Annotated in this window: 15 protein-coding genes; 3 read left to right on the forward strand and 12 right to left on the reverse strand. The window is 44.8% G+C overall.

From position 1 onward, the window contains the following. The first annotated feature begins 263 nt into the window (after positions 1–263). Complete coding sequence (locus ACTNDQ_RS05570; protein ID WP_278796446.1) at positions 264–1,595, forward strand: MATE family efflux transporter; 1,332 nt, start codon at positions 264–266, stop codon at positions 1,593–1,595. A 237-nt stretch (positions 1,596–1,832) separates the two neighbouring features. On the opposite strand, the gene nagB is transcribed toward ACTNDQ_RS05570, so the two are convergent. From nagB to ACTNDQ_RS05610, 8 genes are all read right to left on the reverse strand, one after another. Continuing rightward, a complete protein-coding gene (nagB, locus tag ACTNDQ_RS05575; protein ID WP_015525385.1) occupies positions 1,833–2,576 on the reverse strand; it encodes a glucosamine-6-phosphate deaminase in 744 nt (247 codons plus the stop codon). A gap of 197 nt (positions 2,577–2,773) precedes the next feature. Continuing rightward, complete coding sequence (locus ACTNDQ_RS05580) at positions 2,774–3,937, reverse strand: RNA-guided endonuclease InsQ/TnpB family protein (protein WP_279200001.1); 1,164 nt, start codon at positions 3,935–3,937, stop codon at positions 2,774–2,776. Further along, the gene (locus tag ACTNDQ_RS05585) at positions 3,867–4,523 is read right to left on the reverse strand and encodes an IS607 family transposase (protein ID WP_279200040.1); all 657 of its coding nucleotides are present in this window, start codon (positions 4,521–4,523) and stop codon (positions 3,867–3,869) included. Before ACTNDQ_RS05585 ends, ACTNDQ_RS05580 begins: the two co-directional genes overlap by 71 nt. Before the next feature lie 326 nt (positions 4,524–4,849). Beyond that, complete coding sequence (locus ACTNDQ_RS05590) at positions 4,850–6,160, reverse strand: alpha-L-fucosidase (protein ID WP_021653144.1); 1,311 nt, start codon at positions 6,158–6,160, stop codon at positions 4,850–4,852. A gap of 30 nt (positions 6,161–6,190) precedes the next feature. After that, a complete protein-coding gene (locus ACTNDQ_RS05595) occupies positions 6,191–7,036 on the reverse strand; it encodes a carbohydrate ABC transporter permease (protein WP_278795608.1) in 846 nt (281 codons plus the stop codon). Positions 7,037–7,056: 20 nt separating this feature from the next. Continuing rightward, positions 7,057–7,977, reverse strand: a complete 921-nt coding sequence (locus ACTNDQ_RS05600; protein WP_215707359.1) for a carbohydrate ABC transporter permease — start codon at positions 7,975–7,977, stop codon at positions 7,057–7,059. A 90-nt stretch (positions 7,978–8,067) separates the two neighbouring features. After that, positions 8,068–9,423, reverse strand: a complete 1,356-nt coding sequence (locus ACTNDQ_RS05605) for an ABC transporter substrate-binding protein (protein WP_173754095.1) — start codon at positions 9,421–9,423, stop codon at positions 8,068–8,070. 64 nt (positions 9,424–9,487) lie between these two features. Next, positions 9,488–10,852 carry an alpha-L-fucosidase gene (locus ACTNDQ_RS05610; protein ID WP_441064079.1) on the reverse strand — a complete coding sequence of 455 codons (1,365 nt, stop codon included), beginning with the start codon at positions 10,850–10,852 and terminating at the stop codon, positions 9,488–9,490. Positions 10,853–11,095: 243 nt separating this feature from the next. On the opposite strand from ACTNDQ_RS05610, the gene ACTNDQ_RS05615 reads away from it, so the two are divergent. Beyond that, a complete protein-coding gene (locus tag ACTNDQ_RS05615) occupies positions 11,096–12,160 on the forward strand; it encodes a LacI family DNA-binding transcriptional regulator (protein WP_441064081.1) in 1,065 nt (354 codons plus the stop codon). A 3-nt stretch (positions 12,161–12,163) separates the two neighbouring features. Continuing rightward, a complete protein-coding gene (locus ACTNDQ_RS05620) occupies positions 12,164–13,180 on the forward strand; it encodes a LacI family DNA-binding transcriptional regulator (RefSeq protein WP_227588837.1) in 1,017 nt (338 codons plus the stop codon). A 295-nt stretch (positions 13,181–13,475) separates the two neighbouring features. Here the strand turns inward: ACTNDQ_RS05620 and ACTNDQ_RS05625 are convergent, their stop codons facing one another. The 4 genes from ACTNDQ_RS05625 to ACTNDQ_RS05640 all read right to left on the reverse strand — a co-directional run bounded on the left by ACTNDQ_RS05625 (position 13,476) and on the right by ACTNDQ_RS05640 (position 19,118). After that, on the reverse strand, positions 13,476–15,848 hold the full coding sequence (locus ACTNDQ_RS05625) for a transglutaminase domain-containing protein (protein WP_441064083.1): 2,373 nt from the start codon (positions 15,846–15,848) through the stop codon (positions 13,476–13,478). Then, positions 15,848–16,594, reverse strand: coding sequence for a copper homeostasis protein CutC (locus ACTNDQ_RS05630; protein WP_441064085.1), 747 nt, complete (start codon positions 16,592–16,594; stop codon positions 15,848–15,850). Before ACTNDQ_RS05630 ends, ACTNDQ_RS05625 begins: the two co-directional genes overlap by 1 nt. Positions 16,595–16,622: 28 nt before the next feature. Beyond that, positions 16,623–17,384, reverse strand: a complete 762-nt coding sequence (locus ACTNDQ_RS05635; RefSeq protein ID WP_278795605.1) for a DeoR/GlpR family DNA-binding transcription regulator — start codon at positions 17,382–17,384, stop codon at positions 16,623–16,625. Between the two features lie 420 nt (positions 17,385–17,804). Continuing rightward, on the reverse strand, positions 17,805–19,118 hold the full coding sequence (locus tag ACTNDQ_RS05640) for a M28 family metallopeptidase (protein WP_279199992.1): 1,314 nt from the start codon (positions 19,116–19,118) through the stop codon (positions 17,805–17,807). Positions 19,119–19,273 lie beyond the last annotated feature (155 nt).

The raw sequence follows: 19,273 nt of genomic DNA on the forward strand, positions 1-19,273 counted from the left end.
CCAATCCTCTCCGATTTTATATCAAGCCTTTCTTTTTGCAGCTTTTTATGGTGTTTCTCCTGCGTGCGGTCTTGACATCAGCACTGTTTTTTGTTAATGTGAAAACACTAAAACAACGTGTGGATTTTTCAGTTTTGAACTTTTTTCGCCACACAATCTGTCCGATTCGAGAAGACAGATTGTGTGGCTTTTATTGTGTAAAAAACACGCTCTGTTCTCCGCACCTGATATTCTTACGATTCTGATATAAAGGGGGATTTTTCATGAACAGCACATTTATGAAGGAAAAGCCTGTCGGCCCGCTGCTGGCATCCATGGCGCTACCTATGGTCTTTTCCATGCTTGTAAACTCACTATACAACATTGTGGACAGCTTCTTCGTGGCACAGATCAGCGAGCAGGCCATGACCGCCCTGTCCCTTGTCTATCCGGTCCAGAACATGATCAACGCCGTTGCCATTGGCTTCGGGATCGGAATCAACGCCAGAGTTTCCTATCACCTTGGCGCAGGGGACAAAAAAATAGCAGATACTGCCGCAACCCATGGATTTTTTCTGTCTGTGATCCACGGGATCCTGATGACTGTGATCAGCATCGCTGTTATGCCCGTATTCCTTCAGATGTACACCCAGGATGAAACCGTGATCCGAATGGGGCTGGAGTATTCTACCATCGTTTTCCTGTTTTCCACAGTAATTGCCATCAGCCTTTTCTTCGAAAAACTTTTCCAGGCTGTAGGACGGATGAAAGTATCCATGCTCGCCCTGCTTGTGGGATGTATCAGCAACATCATCCTGGACCCGTTCCTGATCTGGGGAATCGGCTTTTTCCCGAAGCTGGGTATCCGGGGCGCAGCTCTGGCTACTGGCATCGGCCAGGTGCTCACCATTGCGGTCTATATGGTCTTTTATATCCTGAAGCCTATTCCGGTACGTGTAACGCCCAAAGCCCTGAAAACAAGCAAAGAAACGGATCTGAGCCTGTATGCCATCGGTGTTCCCGCGATCCTGAATCTGGCACTGCCATCATTCCTGATCTCTTTTCTGAATTCCGTACTGGCCGCTTACTCGGACAGTTATGTGGTGATCCTTGGCATTTATTACAAACTGCAGACCTTCCTGTATCTCCCGGCCAACGGAATCATCCAGGGAATGCGCCCGCTGATCGGCTACAACTTCGGTGCCCGTGAGATGAAGCGTGTGAAAAAAATCTTCCGGCTCACCCTGGAGTCCAGCTGTGTGATCATGCTCTTTGGAACCGTTATCTGCCTCCTGGCTTCCGGACAGCTTATGAGACTTTTCACAACTACCCCGGAAACCATTGCCGCAGGCTCCAGAGCACTGAAGATCATCAGCGCCGGCTTCCTGGTTTCCGCAGTATCCGTCACCACCTCCGGTGCCATGGAAGGCCTTGGAAAAGGAACGCAATCCCTTGTAATTTCGCTTTTCCGCTATGTGGTCGTTATCATGTCCACCGCATATCTTCTGTCCCGTTTTATGGGTCCTGATGGCGTGTGGAACGCATTCTGGATCACAGAGGCGTTTACAGCCATCGTTTCTGTCATGGTTTATCACAAAACGTTGAAAAAAGCCTGAGAATGCAAATGTCCGGCCCACCGGCCTGTTTGCAGCCACCTGCAGGTTCACATCCCGAAAGCACAAAAAGCTTCGATCCACTCTCTGAGCACATCGCTCATCGATGAGAGTTAGATCGAAGCTTTCTTTTTTAACTAAATCCGGAAAATCCCATGAGTGATCGCTGATATCCTCTTGGCTCAAACGGATATCCGTGATCTGCGTTCATTTAATTCGCGGAAATTTCCTCTGTATCTCTTACAGCAGTCCCTTCTCACGGATCAGCTTTAAAGCGCCTTCATCGGCCACTACCGTCACATCCGGGTGAAGCTGCAGGATAGATGCCGGCACGTTGGGCGTGATCGGTCCATAGAGAGATTTGTAAAGAGCATCTGCCTTTGCCTCTCCGGTAGCGACCAGAAGGATTTTCTTTGCAGTCATGATGTTTTTGATACCCATGGTATATGCCTGCTTCGGCACATCATCCATAGTCTCAAAGAATCTTGCATTTGCCTTGATGGTGCTCTCCGTAAGGTCTACGCAGTGAGTCTCCTTCTCAAATGCTGCACCCGGCTCGTTGAAGCCGATGTGGCCATTTCCGCCGATTCCAAGCAGCTGCATATCGATACCACCCACGCTGCGGATGATCTCATTGTAATCCGCGCAGGCTTTCTCACTGTCCTCTTCCAGTCCGTTTGGCACATAGGTTCTTGCCTTATCGATATTTACATGATCAAACAGATTTGTGTTCATAAAATAACGATAGCTCTGATCGTTATCTCCGGAAAGTCCTTTGTATTCATCAAGATTTACGGATGTGATCTGCGAAAAGTCCAGATCTCCTTTTTTGTACCACTCGATCAGCTGCTTGTACATTCCCACCGGTGTGGAGCCTGTAGCAAGTCCGAGAACAGCATTTGGCTTCATGATGATCTGTGCAGACATGATGTTTGCCGCTTTTCTGCTTACGTCATAGTAATCTTTTCCTGTATAAATGATCATAATCTTTTTCCTTCTGCCACTCAAAATGTGATCAAACATACTCACATCGAGATAATGCGGATTCTCACGAATACCGCTTACTGTTTCTTTGTGTATGCTTTTGAGTAACCGGAGTTATCTCTACTCACAGATCCTAAGTACACTCCACAGTCGTTAATTCCCGAAATAGCCTTCGGTACATACTTACGTTTGCGGGATCATGCAACTTCGTAAGTCTCTGCATCTCTCAGATTCAGTGCTGCATTGAGATCTCTGTCCTCAATATATCCACATGTACATCTGTAGATCCTGTCTGAAAGTTTCAGATCTTTTTTAATACAGCTGCAGCAGTGGCAGATCCTGGAAGATGGATACCATCGGTCAACTACCCTCAGTTCGATTCCATATTCAGCACATTTTGTTTTCAATTTTGTCCGGAATTCATAGAATTTCTGGGACGCAACTGCTTTTGAGAGATGCCGGTTCTTCATCATCCCGGATATGTTCAGATCCTCAATCGTTATATGAGACGGCTTGGTTTTCACGATCTCAGATATTACCTTGTTGATATGATCTGTACGGATATTTTCTATCCGATGATGAAGTTTCTGTACTTTAAGCTTTTGTTTGCATATATTTGCTCTTTGAGTGGTCTCTCCTTTCTTTAAGTTCTCATATTTACGGGAAAGCTTTCGCTGTGCCCGTCTTAATTGTTTCTCAAGTTTTCTAATCCGTGCTGTTTTATTGATATTTCTGTATACAGTTCCATTTGACACAACTGCAAAGTCTTTCAGCCCCAGATCAATTCCGATCCCATCAGTGAAATTTCCATCTGCTTCCGGAGCAGGTATATCGACAAGTGCAGACACATAATATCTGCCTGCTTTCATGGAAACTGCCCCGCTTCGGATCACATATCCATCCTTAGAGGTCGGAATGTAACCTTTTTCTTTCAGCCTTACCCAGCCAAGTGTTGGGATCTTGATCCTGTGACGTTCACAGAGACAGTCTTTGGGATTATTCTTTACAAAATACATTTTTACATCAGATCTTCCTTTTTTCTTATATCTCGGGAAACTACTCTGATGATGAAAAAATCTTGAAAAAGCGGTACAGGCATTTTCGATAGCATTCTTTACCGATTTGGAACTGACTTCTCTGATCCAGAAATATTCCGGATGCCTTGGAAGGTATTCATTGTTCAGCCATACACTGAACGACTTGCCGCTCATAAATCTTTCACCGGCATCATAACGTTCTTTATTATGAAACAGGTAGAAATTATAAATATATCTGCATGTGCCGATTGTCTTATGTATTTTGATCTTCTGCTCTTCTGTAGGATTGATCTCTGTCTTGAAGCTCTTCAGCAATCTCCTCATCCTTTTCTATCTGTTTTTTATACTTACAAAGTCCATATAATCTACAGGAAAACACATGAAGGATGGAAATAATATCCTGTACAAGTTCTTCCTGTGGTGACAGTTCTTCATTGTTCACCACCAGTATCGTTGTGTGGAATTTCATGCAGAATCTTTCAAACCAGTCGTATCCAAAACGGATAAATCTGTCTTTATGCGTGATCACTATGGTTTTGACCTTCTGCTCCATGACTTCGTCCAGTAATCCATTCCATTTCTTGCGGTTATAATTAAGTCCGCTTCCATAGTCTTCAATGCACTGGTCTACGATCATTCCTCTGGCATTACAGAACTGACGCAGAAATGCTGTCTGATTTTGAAGATCATCCCTTTGGTTTTTGGTAGATACTCTTGCATAAATAACAACTTTTCGTTTATCATGTTCTATATTTATACCTTTAAATTGAAGATACTGGTCATATGTGTAATAACGCCTGTCTGTTGGAGTTCGGTTTGCTTTTAAGATTCCCTCTCTGTCCCATCTCTGAAGCGTTTTTACAGAAACACCTAATAATTCAGAAAAATCTTTTGGTTTATAATTTGTGATATTTGATGTGTCCATAATATACCTCCATAAGTATATTTAAACACATTTAATATCTTTTTACAATATATTTAGTTACTTATATCATCCTCCTTATGGTAAAAAAGAACAACCGGATAACTGAGATTCGCATATCTCCTGCTTTTCCTGTTGTTCTTTTTTATTATTGATTAGTTGTAACTATTCAGAAGGTAGTATCCCGCGAGGCGTTTTGGCACGTTTTTTGTCAAAATCCCGAGACATATAAGGCAAAATGCCATCACCGAAGGTGATTTGGAATGCATTTTGACTCGTAACTGTGAGGGTACTGAACAGTTACGATTAGTTTTTTACTCAGCCATCTCTACTTCGAGAACATAGTCTACCGGGTCCGGAAGTACCGGGTCAGGTCCCAGATCAACGAATGCGATATCCGGGTAATCGCTGTGCATCCATGCGTTGGAGATCGGCACCTCATGTCCGTCATCCAGCGCACGCACCTTCACGATCTTATCCTTATCAAATCCCAGAAGCGGAAGTGGTCCCAGTGTATTCTCATAAATATGCACATAGTATTTGTTTCCGTTTCTGGTGATACGTCCGTAATCCGGCTTCGGAATATTTTCAGCCGGTACACAGCCGTAGATACTGTCATGATTCTTATCCATCCAGCGGCCGATCTCAGCCAGGATCGCAGAAGATTCCTTCGGGAATTTACCTTTGGCATCCGGTCCTACGTTCAGGATCATATTTCCACCCTTGGAAACACACTCTACCAGCTTCTTGATCAGCATGGAAGCCGGTTTGTAATAATGATCGTTTGCACAGTATCCCCAGTTGTTGTTCATGGTGAAGCATGCTTCCCAGACCATCGGATTGCCTTCCTTATCGCAGATTCCTTCCGGCGGGATGATCTGCTCAGGGCTTACGAAATCGCCATGGTACGGTGTCGGATCACACTCATACAGGGATCCTCTTCCCTCTCCACTGGCTTCCAGACGGTTATCGATGATAACCTGCGGCTGTAAGCTGCGCACCATGTTGATCAGCTTGGTTGCGCCCCACTTTTCCCCTCTCATATCGTCGTAGGAGAAATCAAACCAGATGATATCGATCTGTCCGTAGTTTGTACAGATCTCTTCTACCTGATTATACAGATATTCTGTATAACGTGAGAAATCACGGTTCTCATTTCCGCACTCTTTGTGGTTTCTCATTGGATGGATACGATCTCCGTAATGTGGATAATCCGGATGATGCCAGTCAAGCAGTGTGAAATAGATTCCAACCTTAAGGCCTTCCTCACGAAGTGCCTCTACATACTCCTTGATCAGGTCTCTTCCTGCCGGTGTGTTTGTTACCTTGTAATCTGTGTATTTACTGTCAAATAAGCAGAAGCCGTCGTGATGCTTCGCTGTCAGGACTACATATTTCATACCTGCAGCCTTGGCCTCTTTTGCCCACTGCTTCGGATTGTAGTCTCTTGCATCAAATTCTTTCATAAACGGAAGATATTCTTCCTCGGGTATTTCCTCTACGCTTCGCACCCACTCGCCTCTTGCAGGGATAGAATATAATCCCCAGTGGATAAACATTCCAAAACGGGCATCCTGGTACCACTCCATACGTTTTTCATATTCTTTTCTGTCAAACTGATACATTATTTTTTCCTCCTGTTTAGATTAAAAGCATCAGCCTTTGATAGCTCCGGAAAGCATACCTTTTTCAATCTGTTTATGGAACACGATGTAAATGATAAGCATCGGAATTACGGACATTACTACATATGCAAACTGACTTCCGATCTCCTGTGTATGTGCGGAAGAGAAGTTCAGCATCGCACGTGAAACTGTGAAATATTTGGTATCTGTCATCAGGATCATGGAGAATACAAGTTCACTGTATCCATAGATGAATACGAAGATCGCCTCTGTTGCGATGATCGGCTTGCAGACAGGGAAAAGGATCTTCCACAGCAGCTGCCAGTTGTTACATCCATCAATGATCGCCGCCTCATCCAGGTTCCTGGAGATTCCATCCATGAATCCTGTATAAAGGAATATCGCCTGGGACATACCAAACGCAACATAGATCAGGATCAGGAAGAACAGGTTGTTCTTTGCATTTAATGCTGTTGCAATGTTGTTGATCGGGATCAGTGTACAGTGAACCGGAACCATTACTCCGATCATGAAGAATACATATACCCATTTCAGGAATTTGTAATCTTTTCTTGATAAGATGTATGCTGCCATCATTCCGACTACAGTATTAAATACAGTTGTCAGAGTCGCTACAACCAGGGAGTTCTTGATGGTATTCAATGCATCCGCTGTTTTGTTTGCGCTGATATAGTTCTGGAGCATAATCTTCTTAGGGAAGCTTAACAGGTTCAGGTAAATCTCTGAGTTTGTTTTGAAGGAAGCCATTACGGTCACTACTACCGGAAACAGTGTAACAACTGTCCACAGGATCGCGATAACGTACAGCGCTATCTTTCCTCCATGCATTTTCTGTTTATTAGCTGTTTTTTCCATATCGTCTCTTCTCCTTCCGCCTACATTGCAAGATCTTTATCTTCACGGAACAAATGATTGGTTATAAGACTCAGTGCAACACCCAGCACTAACAGAATAACACCGTATGCACTGCTTCGTCCGAACAGCTTATAGGAGAATCCCTGTGTATAAAGCATGATTGAAGGCGTGGAGCTGATATCGTTCGGGCCTCCTCTTGTCATCGCCCAGATAATATCGAATACTTTCAGACATCCTGTGATACACAAAATAGAGAATACCTTGAAGGAGTTTTTCATCAGAGGCAGGGTAATGTAACGAACTCTCTGCCATCCGGTAGCTCCATCCAGTGCTGCTGCCTCATTTAACTCATCCGGGATCGCTACCAGACCAGCTGCAAAGATCAGCATGTTATATCCGGCATACATCCACTCATTTACCAGGATAACGATCCAGACGTTTACAGTCTTTATCGTCAGCACATCAGGGATCGCACCATGAAGGCCGAAAATATTTTCAATGGTATTAAAGATACCAAAGTTCGGATTTAACATAAATGTCCACATCAGGGCTACTGCTGTTGTTCCTAACATATTCGGAAGGAAGTAGCAGGTTCTGAAGAATCCGGTTCCCTTGATCTTTGTAGTTACCAGCATTGCGAGACCAAATGAAAGCGGCATCAGGATAACGAAACCACCGATCATAAAGTACACACTGTTGAGCATTGCATTCCAGAACAGATTATCTGAAAAAATCTTCTGATAGTTCTCAAGTCCTACCCATTGCTTTGCCGCACCAAACATACCGTTCCATTTACGGAATGATAAGCCTACGGTATCAAAAACAGGGTAGATGACAAAAATAACAGTTATTAAAATTGCCGGAAGAAGGAACGCTAAAGAAAGCGCAAGATCTTTTTTGTCCAGCTTCTGTTTTACCTTTGGTACAGATTTACCTGCCATATGTATACCTCCGTAATGAACAAGGGGAAGCAGATGATGCTTCCCCCTGTTTCTCTTATCCACACATCATGCGTTCAGTCAAAATTCTCTTTATTCGTAAGCAGACATTTTATCAACGATATCGTCTCCAACTTCCTGTGCACTTGCACCTGTTGCTAATGCCTGAAGAGAATTACGGATTGTATCCATAGCTGCTGTGTTTGTATCATATGTCGGAATCTCAAGTTTAGACTCTGTATTCTCAGCCATGATCGCATTTACATCGTCAAGCAGATAGTTACCTGTATCAATCGTAACCTTCTCAGCATATGTTGTCGGGCTGGATTTGCACATTTCGTTGATGGAATCTACACTTGTAAGGTATTTGATGAATTTAACAGTTGCTGCGATTTCCTCATCGCTCTTGTTTAATGTAGTGATGTAGTATGTATCAGAACCGCCGCCCATCTCTACAGTCTTGTTTGCTTCGTCGATATAAGGAATTCTTGTAACACCGATCTTCTGAGCATCGAAGAGAGTTGTATCGGAGTCATTCTGGAAGTTACCGCAGTTCCATGTTCCGTCAACTGTGAATGCAGCTTTTCCTGCCTCAAACATATTTCTCTCTGTGTTGAAGTCTGTGCTGAGGATTCCGTCTCCCCAGTATCCTGCATCGATCATATCTTTCATCTTCTGATAGATTGCAACCATCTTCTCGCCGTTGTAAGCTTCTTTATCGCTTGCAAGATCATCTGCGATGCTTGTTCCGTAAGCTTTCAGAGCAAGAGCACTCATCAGATGCTCGAAGTGATAGTTATCTTTGTCAGAGTAGTTGAATGGCTGGATTCCTGCATCTTTTAATTTCGCGCAGGCATCAACAAGATCATCCCAGGACTCCGGAACATCTACGCCAACCTGATCAAGGTAATCTTTGTTGTAGTAGAGGCAGAGCTGATAAGCGGACCACGGAATACCATAGGTTCCTTCAATGCCGTCAAACTGTGTTGTCTCCCATGCAAAATCCTGAACTCCCTCTTTCCATTCCGGATACTGTTCAAAGTATGGTGTCAGATCCAGTATATATCCTGCATCTACATACTCTCTTGTACGGCTTCCGCCATACTGAAGGAATGCGTTCGGTACATTACCGGAAGCGAAATCTGTTGTAAGCTTCTCTTCGTAATCAGACTCTGTAGAAATACTCTCATCTGTTACATGGATCTTTCCTTCGTTCTCTTTATTGAACTCTTCAAGTGCTTTGTAATACCATTTAGCCTGTCCGTCTGTATCAGATCCGTTGTTAAATCTGAATGCTACACGAAGCTCAACGTTTTCAAAATCCATATTGTCTACATCGTAGTTTGTGTCACCCTTTGCAAATACGGCGCTTCCTGTTACGCCTACTGTTGACATTGCTGTTACACCGGCGAGACACAGTGTTGCAACTTTTTTCATTCGTTTCTTCATGAATAAATCCTCCCTTGATATGATTTTTTATTATATAGTTTTCCCATTGATGTTCATAAATTGATCAATCGATGATCGCCTCAAAGATCGGCTCTTCTTCCTCAAGCTCCAGGCATACACAGTAGTTCTTTGCCCCCTGAAGCTTCTCCGGAAGCTCTACCTCTATCATCGAGTTTCCTTCACAGCACTTTAATGCGCGGCACGGAAGCTTTTCTCCTGTGCTTACCACATATGCACCCTTTAACTGATTACCGATGTTCAGCAGTTCAACTCGATATCTCGGTGCAAGTACGTGTACGTAAAGCTTATGTGGTCTCTTTGTAAATTCAATGCTCGGAATCTCATACGGATAGATACCAACATTCTTGGTTCCGTAAATTGCTTCCGCATTCTCAGTCACGTATTTACCAACCTCATTCATAACCTCGACACAAGCTTCCGGAACAGTTCCGTCTGCCATTGGTCCTACGTTCAGCAGGTAATTTCCGCCTCTGCCGACGATCTTGAGAAGAAGGTTCAGGATATCATCCGGATTCTTCCAGTTTGTATCGTATTTATTATAACCCCATGTATCATTTACAGTTGCCGGTACTTCCCAGTCACCGTCGTATGGAAGACGTGGGATAAAGTTATCACCGGTGGTCATGTAATCGCCCTTCTGGTGTCCGATACGTCCGCTGATGATGCAGTCAGGCTTAATACCCTTAACCCAGTCTCTTAATTCCTGAGCTTCGTCTGCGGTCATTCCCATCGGAGTATCAAACCAGATCAGGGAAATATTATCGTAGTTCTCAAGAAGCTCTTTTAACTGCGGCTTGCATTTCTCATCGAAGTATGTACGGAATTCCGGCTTCCATTCGTTCTTGTCTTCGTAATCCTTCTTATAGGCATTGTCATCATCCCAGTCCTGAGCCTGTGAATAATAGATACCCATTGTCATGTCATATTTCTTACAAGCATCGGAAAGCTCTCTTAAGATATCTCTTCCTGCAGCCTTCACTACATTAAAATCACTGACCTTGGAATCGTACATTGCGAATCCCTCGTGATGCTTGGAAGTAAGAACGATATATTTAACACCCCACTGCTCTTTCGCTCTTTTCACAAACATGTCCGCGTCAAATTTGTCCGGATGGAACTCATCTTTCAGCTTTCTGTAATCTTCCTTGTCAATGTTGAGATTGTTCTCGATCCACTCTGCGATACAGTCTGTCTTGGTGACCTCGCCGGTCTTCGGATCTTTCCATTCTCCTGCAAGGATGGAATAAAGTCCCCAATGGATGAATAATCCGTATTTGGCATCTTTATACCACTGCTGCTTTGTGTCTGCCATAACCTTCTCCTTATTTCGTATAGCTGATTTTCTTGTTGCGTAAAACGTTTCGTTTTTTGTTAAGACTAACTTACCGCATCCGAAGCAGCTTTTCAAGTAAAATCATAGGGTAAAAATCATTTTTCCTATTTTTTACAATTATTCCGTCTTGTTTTTGTGTACTTTTTCGTATCAGGTTTTGTTAAACGTTTCATTTTTATCAATTTTATGTACAATACGCTCGTTTTTTCTGATACTTTATGTGTAAAAAACGCCTTGTGTATTGAGGCATTTTCTTTTTCATGATATAATATGAAAATACTATATTATCTGTAAATGCATCAGAACCGGAGGCTTTACATGAACGTTACGATCAATGATATCGCCCGTGCGACAGGCCTGTCCACCGCAACGATCTCCAAATATATAAACCACAAAAAAATACGGGAAGAAAATCGTATCCTTATAGAAAAGGCAATTCAGGAGCTTGGATATACCCCAAACCGGAATGCCCAGCTTCTCCGTGCCAAAAACACACATACCATCGGTATCCTGATCTCAGATCTTGGTAATTATTTCTGGGGCGAGCTTGTCAACTCCATTATCAAGCATTTCACGGATCATGGTTATACAGTTATTGTCTGTTCTTTCTTTTTTGAACATCAGAAGGAAATCGATACGATACAGGATATTATCTCCCAGCACTTTGACGGAGTTATCATGCTCCCAGCCTGCTGGCATGATGACCTGTACCAGCTTTTACAGAATGCCGGCATACCGGTTGTAATGCTCGATCAGATTCCTGCTTCCATGAGACATTTTCCTGTAGACTGTGTTATTTCTGATAATTACAGAGGCGGTGCACTGCTGGCAGAGCACCTTTTGGAAAAAGGTCACACAAAGGTCTGGATTATGGAACAGTATCTGGACTCCTACACCATCGAGCAGCGGATCCAGGGCTTTGTGGATGTATATCAGAAAAATGGCATTGACCTTCTGAAACAGCAGGATTCTTTTCCCCCTGTTTCTTTTGCTTCCACTGCAGAAACGATCATCCAGAGCAGCCTGCATTTACAGAAGCTTATTGATTCTTCCGATCCCCCTACTGCTGTTTTTTTTGACTGCTATCTCTCCGCAATGGGTGGTTTAAGCGCTGCCAGCCAGGCACGGATTTCCGTTCCTCAGGATATTTCCTTTGTGTGCTTTGATGATGATCCGCTTTTCAAGACCATGAGCGCGACTATGACCTGCGTCTCACAGGATCTGACAAGCATGGGGAAACATGCTGTGGAATTACTTTTAAAAAGGATCCATGGAGACTATACGGATTTTCCAAAAATAGACATGCTGGATGTTGTATTCCACCCGCGGCGCTCCGTAAAAGACCTGTCCGAACACAACAGTACAGCATCCGGAAAGGATTGATTTATGAGTGCAACCATCAAGGACATTGCCAGAGAAACCGGTCTGGCACTGGCCACCATTTCAAAATATATCAACGGCGGAACTGTACGGCCGCAAAACAAAAAGCAGATCGACGAAGCGATCCGGAAACTGAATTACGTTCCACGAAATACGGCCCGGGGACTTCGTTCCTCCAAGACTTACCGTATCGGTCTGGTATCCGGTCCTCCCAATAATCCGCATAATGCTTTTCTTCTGAGCAAAATAGAAAACACCATGCGCGCTCACGGTTATTCTCTCACATTTATGAGCGGCGACAAATATAAGGATCATGTCAATAAATTCGTCCCTCACATGCTTCGCTCCGGGATCGACGGTCTTATCATTTCTTCGTTCTGTCTGAGCAAGGACATCTGTTCCGCCGTGGAGCATACCAAGATCCCTGTTGTGGAGCTGGAAGAACACAGCCATTTCCACCGTACAGACTGTGTACAGACCAGCTGTACCTCCGGAGCCTATGAGATCGTGGAGCATCTGATAAAAATGGGGCATCAGAAGATCGCCCTTGTCAACGGTTCCCCTGCATCCTATACTGCATGTGAACGAAAAAAAGGCTATCTCCGGGCACTGGAAGACTACGATATTCCTGTTAATCCCGATTATATCATCGCTGAAAATTACGCAAACGACTTTGGATATCAGGCAATGCAGAAATTATGGAATCTTCCGGAACGTCCGACTGCCGTATTTTCTGCGAACTATACACTATGCCTCGGTATTTATGAAGCGATCTACAGCCTTGGCATCCGGATCCCGGAAGACCTGTCTGTTGTCTCCTTTGATGATTTTGAACTGTCTATGCTGCTTTCTCCTCAGCTGACCGCTGTCCGTCAGCCGCTGACCGGTCTGGCAGAGCAGGCCTGTGATCTGCTGCTTCGCAGAATGAACGGAGACTACAGTGATTTTCCAAGAACGATACGCCTGAAGCCGGAATGCATTTACCGGGATTCTGTGCGTGATCTCTTTTCTGATGCTAAGTAATGCAAAGCAACTTTTATTACGACAATTTCGGGAAGCACAACAGGCATTTTCATTCCGATCTGCCCGCATATTCTGAGCATCTGAACCACTGCAATAATTTCACAGCTTTTACAGGAGGCACAGACCGTCACCGACACAGTCGATGATACGGCCTGTGTTCCTTCTGTATATATCCGTTATATCTGTCACAGCAGTCTCAGCAGCATATCTCCGGTTCCCACATTGTATCCGCTGGTTGCATAGATCCCATTCAGGCTTCCGTTTGTCACAATGATCAGCGGAAGCTTATCCGGATCTACGTACATTCTTCTTCCCAGTGTATTGATGATCTCTGAAAAATCATCATATAAGATCTGAACATTTCCAAGCTTGCCCAGTGCTCTTGAAAGGGTAGGGGTCTCCAGCGCTTTTTGCTTTTTACTACAAAAATGATCCTATTCGCATATCGGGAAAAAGCTTCTTCCTGCTCCATCATCTCATTTAAGATATGCTCCGTCGGTTCTTTCTCCTCTTCCAGAAACGCCAGGATATGCTTCCCATCTGCCGTCAGTTCTGATGCCTTCACGGTGCTTCCATCCTCTTTTCTGAGAGTAAATTCCGGTATGGAGATATTCTCCAGCATGTCTTCCAGGTTTGCATTCCGAAATGCCAGCTCCACCCTCTTCATTTCTCCGATCTGAACCTCAAAATAATACTCCGCTGCAAATATATTTCCATTTGGCAGTCTGTTTGAGGTAAGGATCCTGTAATTTCCCGCTTCCAGCGGCAGCTTCATCACCTGATCTCTGAAATTTTCGGCTTCCAGCTTTCGTGTGATATATTTTCCGGCTTCCAGTTTTGCGATGCTCCAGTTCTGGAAATATTTCCACTGTGTATCCGCACTTGCCTTCAGAAGGATCGATGCCTTTTTCTCCGTTTCCGCAGATACCGGGATGAATTTTCCGTTTTTCATATACTCCATGGAACGGTCATGAGGGTTCAGGCGTGCCGGAATCCCCAGTGTTCTCGCCATTGCCACAAAAAGGATCTTCTTTGACAGAAGGCTTCCTGTTCCCGTTTTCAGACATCCGGACGGCGTGGTGATCACACTGCTGCGTTCTTTCTCCGGGCTGGAAACGATCTTATCCTCAATCCACTTCCAGATCTTCGCCGGTTCCTTTTGCAGCATATTTTTTTCTTCTTCCGACAGCTGCTCAAGGATCGCTTTTCTGTATTTCTGCAAAACTTCATCGTCAACTCTCGGGTTCAGTACATATGGTACAAAAATATCTGCATCCATGTTTTTTTCATACGGTAATGCAGATTTCAGATGCTCCTCCAGAACCTGGCTGATACAGTCTGTTCTGTCTTTCTCTGTGAGGACTTCAAGGAGTTTTTTTCTCATTGAAGAATCTCCGATTTCTTTTTCCAGGAATTTCCGGTACTCCGGATTGCTCAGGTTTCTTACCTTCTGTTCCCTGTAAGCGTTTGCCTCTGCCAGACGTCTGCTGCCTCTTTCCTTCTGCTCCGGTGTTGGCATATCTTTATTTACAGGTGCATCATGAGGTGCGATCATATCGATCTCCGTCCACTCCTCATAAAAAATACCCTTTTCCTTTCCTACGGGCATCAGACAGATCTCACAGCAGTCCTCTGTTTTTGTATCCATGCTGTTTTCTGCATGCAGCCATTCTCCATCTGCATACATCCTTGCAGAAATATGGATACTTCCAAGTCCTGTTGTCAGGCAGACTTTTCCCAGACTGTCGGTTTTCAGTTCTGCGATCGGGGCATATTCCGAATAATTCAGCACCTCAAAAGAAACTTCTGCACCTTCTGCAGGTTTTCCATGTGAATCCTTTACAGACACAGTGATCTCTTTTGTCAGCGCATATCGTTTCAGCTCGTTGAGCATAGTCACCATACCGTCTTTGCCGATCACTTCTCCCTCCGGGATCATGGTATCAAAAACTCTTGAATGGACCATCATGGCCCTTGAGGAAGCGTTGGTAAACCATCCCTTATTCAGGATCTCCTCCGGCTCACAGGCTCCCAGAAAATACCAGCTTCCATCGCACCAGATTTCCACCCAGGCATGATTGTCATCACAATGAGACCACTTTGGTGCATATACCTGACGGGCAGGTACACCAACACTTCTCAGTGCATTAACGGTAAATACAGATTCCTCTCCGCATCTTCCGTTTCCTCTGCGGTATACGGCAAGTGCAGACAGGGTACGATCATCTGTACAATGATAGGTAGCCTCCTGTGCACACCAGTAGTTCACCTCCAGGGCAGCTTCCCGGAAGCTCATTCCCTCAGTTCTCTCTCCGATCTCCCTGCGGAAAAATGTACGGCAGGGTGCGATCTCCTCCTCATTTACTCTGTGAAACAGCACATAATTCAAAAAGATTTCCTCCGGCAGCTCTGCCACCCTGGAGTTTTCCTTCCATAAATATACGCCATTCTCCGCATAATCCAGAAATACTTCAAACGCGTAATTTCCGATATCACTGTATGGCATGAACGCATATAAATATTTGCACGCCAGAGCCACTTCATCTGTGCATTCCGCAAGCTTTTTATCAATCTCCGCAAAAGCCTGCGGTAACCCCATCACCTGCTCCCGATATTTTTTTTCGATCCGATCACGGTTTTCTTTCAGAAAAATCTTCCCCTCAGCCATTATAATTCCTCCAGAACTTTCTTTGCAGCACGAACATTTTCAATATCTGTACGCCATATCTCATATTCACTGAATGTCGGAAGTCCCATATTGACACCTTCCTTGCGAAACTGCATCGCACTGTCCGTTACAACCTTGCCGCTCATATGATAAGCCTTGATCCCGGTAAGGGGATAAAGCTGGCGGATCACTTCCGCACCGACGCCACTCCCCGCCTGGATGGTGATACGTCCCTGACTCCTGGTTTCCAGTTCCTTCAGAAGCTCCGCACCCTGAAGGCAGGTATTCTTCTGTCCGGAGGTAAGGATCGTATCGATTCCCAGCGAAATTGCCTGTTCCATAGCCTCGATCGGATCTGCGCACACATCAAAAGCCCTGTGCAGCGTAACAGACATATCTCCCGCCGCATCCATCAGCTCTTTCATCTGTTCCATATTCAAGGTGCCATCCGGTTTCAGGATACCTACCACGACACCCTCCGCTCCCATTTTGCGGAAATCCTTTACTGCATTCCTTATCATGGAAAATTCCGCATCTGTATAACAGAAATCTCCAAACCGCGGACGGATCAGCGCATGGATCCGGATATCCGAACGCTTCCTTATTTCCTCAAAAAGCCATGGGCAGGGAGTTGTTCCCCCGATGATCAGATTGCTGCAAAGCTCCAATCTGTCCGCACCACCCTCGGCTGCTGCCATGGCGGATTCCACAGAATCCACACAGGTTTCCAGAATATAGTCTTTCATGTAAAAATCCCCCTTTATTACTGTCTGCTCAGAGTAATTTCACTCCGGTATTCCTCAGTATGTTCACAATGGTATCATCCGGAAATTCATCGGTAATGATCCCGCTGATATCATCAAAATGTGTATATTTATAAGATTCGTTAAAATAAAACTTCTCTCTCTCCATAACCACATATTTATGTCTGCTGCTCTGCACTGCCGCCTTCTTGGTCAATCCATCCTCCACTCCGGATGTAGTAACTGCAAAATCTGTCATATCCACGCCACAGCTTCCCAAAAATGCCCGGTCAAAGCTGTACTGCTTGATCACCTCAATGGCCGCAGCTCCCATAAATCCGTTCACCGAACGGTACATAGTTCCCCCTGTGCCTATGGCCGTGATGGACGGATTCGCAGCAAGGATCTGCAGGATATCGATCATATTGCTGACAACCACAACATGTATACCCGACGAAGCGATAAGCCTTGCCAGCTCTATATTTGTAGTGGAAACATCCAGAAAGATCGTTTCGTTATTTTTGATCAGCTTGAAGGCTTTCGCAGCGATCACTTTCTTCTTATCAAGATTGTACATACGCCTGTCTACTACGTTTCTCTCCAGAGGATACTCCTGTGACAGGATCGCTCCGCCGTAAGTCCTCTTTAATCTGCCTGCATTTTCAAGGATCTTGAGATCCTTGCGGATACAGTCCTCCGTAACCTGAAACATCTCGCTTAATTCTTTGACCCTGACTTTTCCTTTTTCGCGGAGACATTTCTCTATTGCATTCTGTCGTTCTTCTGTAAACATGGTCCTATCTCCTCATTCCTGATTTTTCTGTGATAAAAGTTCCAGAAATCAATACTCCGCAAAACAATATCCGGCGCATTGATCCCTGGAAAGCCTGTGATTTCAGTATAACAGTTTGATATCTTACTGTCAATTATTTTGTATTATTTTTTATTGTTTTATCGTATTTTGATCAAATCAAGTAATTCCACTGGTTCAATTGCGAACCTCCGCTTGCCCCCTGTTCCGGGAATCCCTTACAAAGCTGCAAATATCCCCCTGACTCAAAGCCACATGTTCCCTTGCGGAATTATAAAGGTCAATAAACATTGAAAATATTGAATAACTTATGAGGACTTGTCTGTACTCTTCCCGAAACAGACAAGTCCCCACAGTTCCATAACAAATATCCAGTTATGAGCAGATAAAATCAGATTTTTACTATCTGCACATATATTCATCCAGCTCTCCGATAAATTTCTCCGGCATCTTTCTCTCAAACGGGAAAACCTCCGCATTCCCAAGCGCATCCGCAATACATCCCAGAAGGATCGCACTTCTCTCCAGCGACCAGGCAGACAGCAGATCAATAGTATCATAACGGGTATGCATGCCAAAACCATCCCGGTTCAGAGTCATGGCCGGAATTCCCTTCCATGCAAAAGAATTGGAATCACTTCCCCAGATCTGATTCTTCACAGACGCTCCGATCCCTGCTCCGTCCGCGATCTCAAGAAGCTTATCACAAACAGAAGCCTCTCCCGTCACTCCCAGAACATTTCCTCCGATCAGCTGCCCGGCCAGATCTACATTCATATTAAAACGATGCGCTCCAAGCTCACTCTCATGAACTCTGATATAATCCCGGCTGCCCAGCAAACCCTTCTCCTCAGCACCAAACCACACAAATTCCATAGTCCTGCGCGGTCTATACTGCTGAAAATATCTGCAAAGCTCCATGATGATCGCTGCCCCAGCCATATTATCATAGGCCCCCGGTCCCTCCGGCACCGAATCATAATGCGCCGTAATCGTCAAGATCTCATCTTTCTTATCCGTACCTTCGATCCTCGCCACTACATTACGGGATCTGCACGCCGTCACATCCTGTTCCACAACCAGGCACACCTCAGACGCACCCTCCGTCACCAGCTCCACTGCATCCTTATAATGAAGATTCGCCCCCGGAATCCTGCCACTATATTTTTCCTGCATCTCGTGAATATCCTCTGCAGACTCCGACAATCCTTCTATCACTTCTGCTGCATCCCCCGGAAAGATCATCGGCAGGCTGCGCTGACAGGGAACCCTGTCCACTCCTTCATCCAGCGGAGAACCCTCCACACTGATAAAACCAACAGCTCCGGCGCTCACCAGTCTCTGATACACATCACCACTCACCCGGCCATTCACCATAACGATCTTGCCCTTCGCCCGGGAAAGACTGACAGCATCCCCATTCTCCACATACAAAAAATCCGCTTTCAGACCTTCTGCCCCAGTATTTCCACATCTTCCATACCCGGTCACCACATACTCCTTCTGATAAGGCTCCACAATCTTAAGCACCGCTCTGTTGATCCGAAAACCCCAAAAATCAAACTCCTCCATCCGATTCTTCACTCCGAAGCTGTCCAAAGTATCCCGGATCATCTTCGCCGCCTTCACTTCCCCCGCAGTACCCGCTTCTCTGACAAAATCAAACCCGGCCAGAAACTCCATCTGCCGCCTGCCACTGATTTCCTTCGTATTCATACCCCCACAACCTTTCTGAATTTTTTCCGAGTCCCCACCCACTGCTTATTGCTTTTCGCAACCCGCAGGAGACTTACTTGATTCGGTTAAATTATACACTATTTTTCTGCAAAAAAACTGCCTGCAGCTATTTTTCAGCCTACCCGGCCAAAAAA

Source organism: Blautia massiliensis (ex Liu et al. 2021) (assembly GCF_052064225.1).
GTDB classification, from domain to species: Bacteria; Bacillota; Clostridia; order Lachnospirales; family Lachnospiraceae; genus Blautia_A; species Blautia_A fusiformis.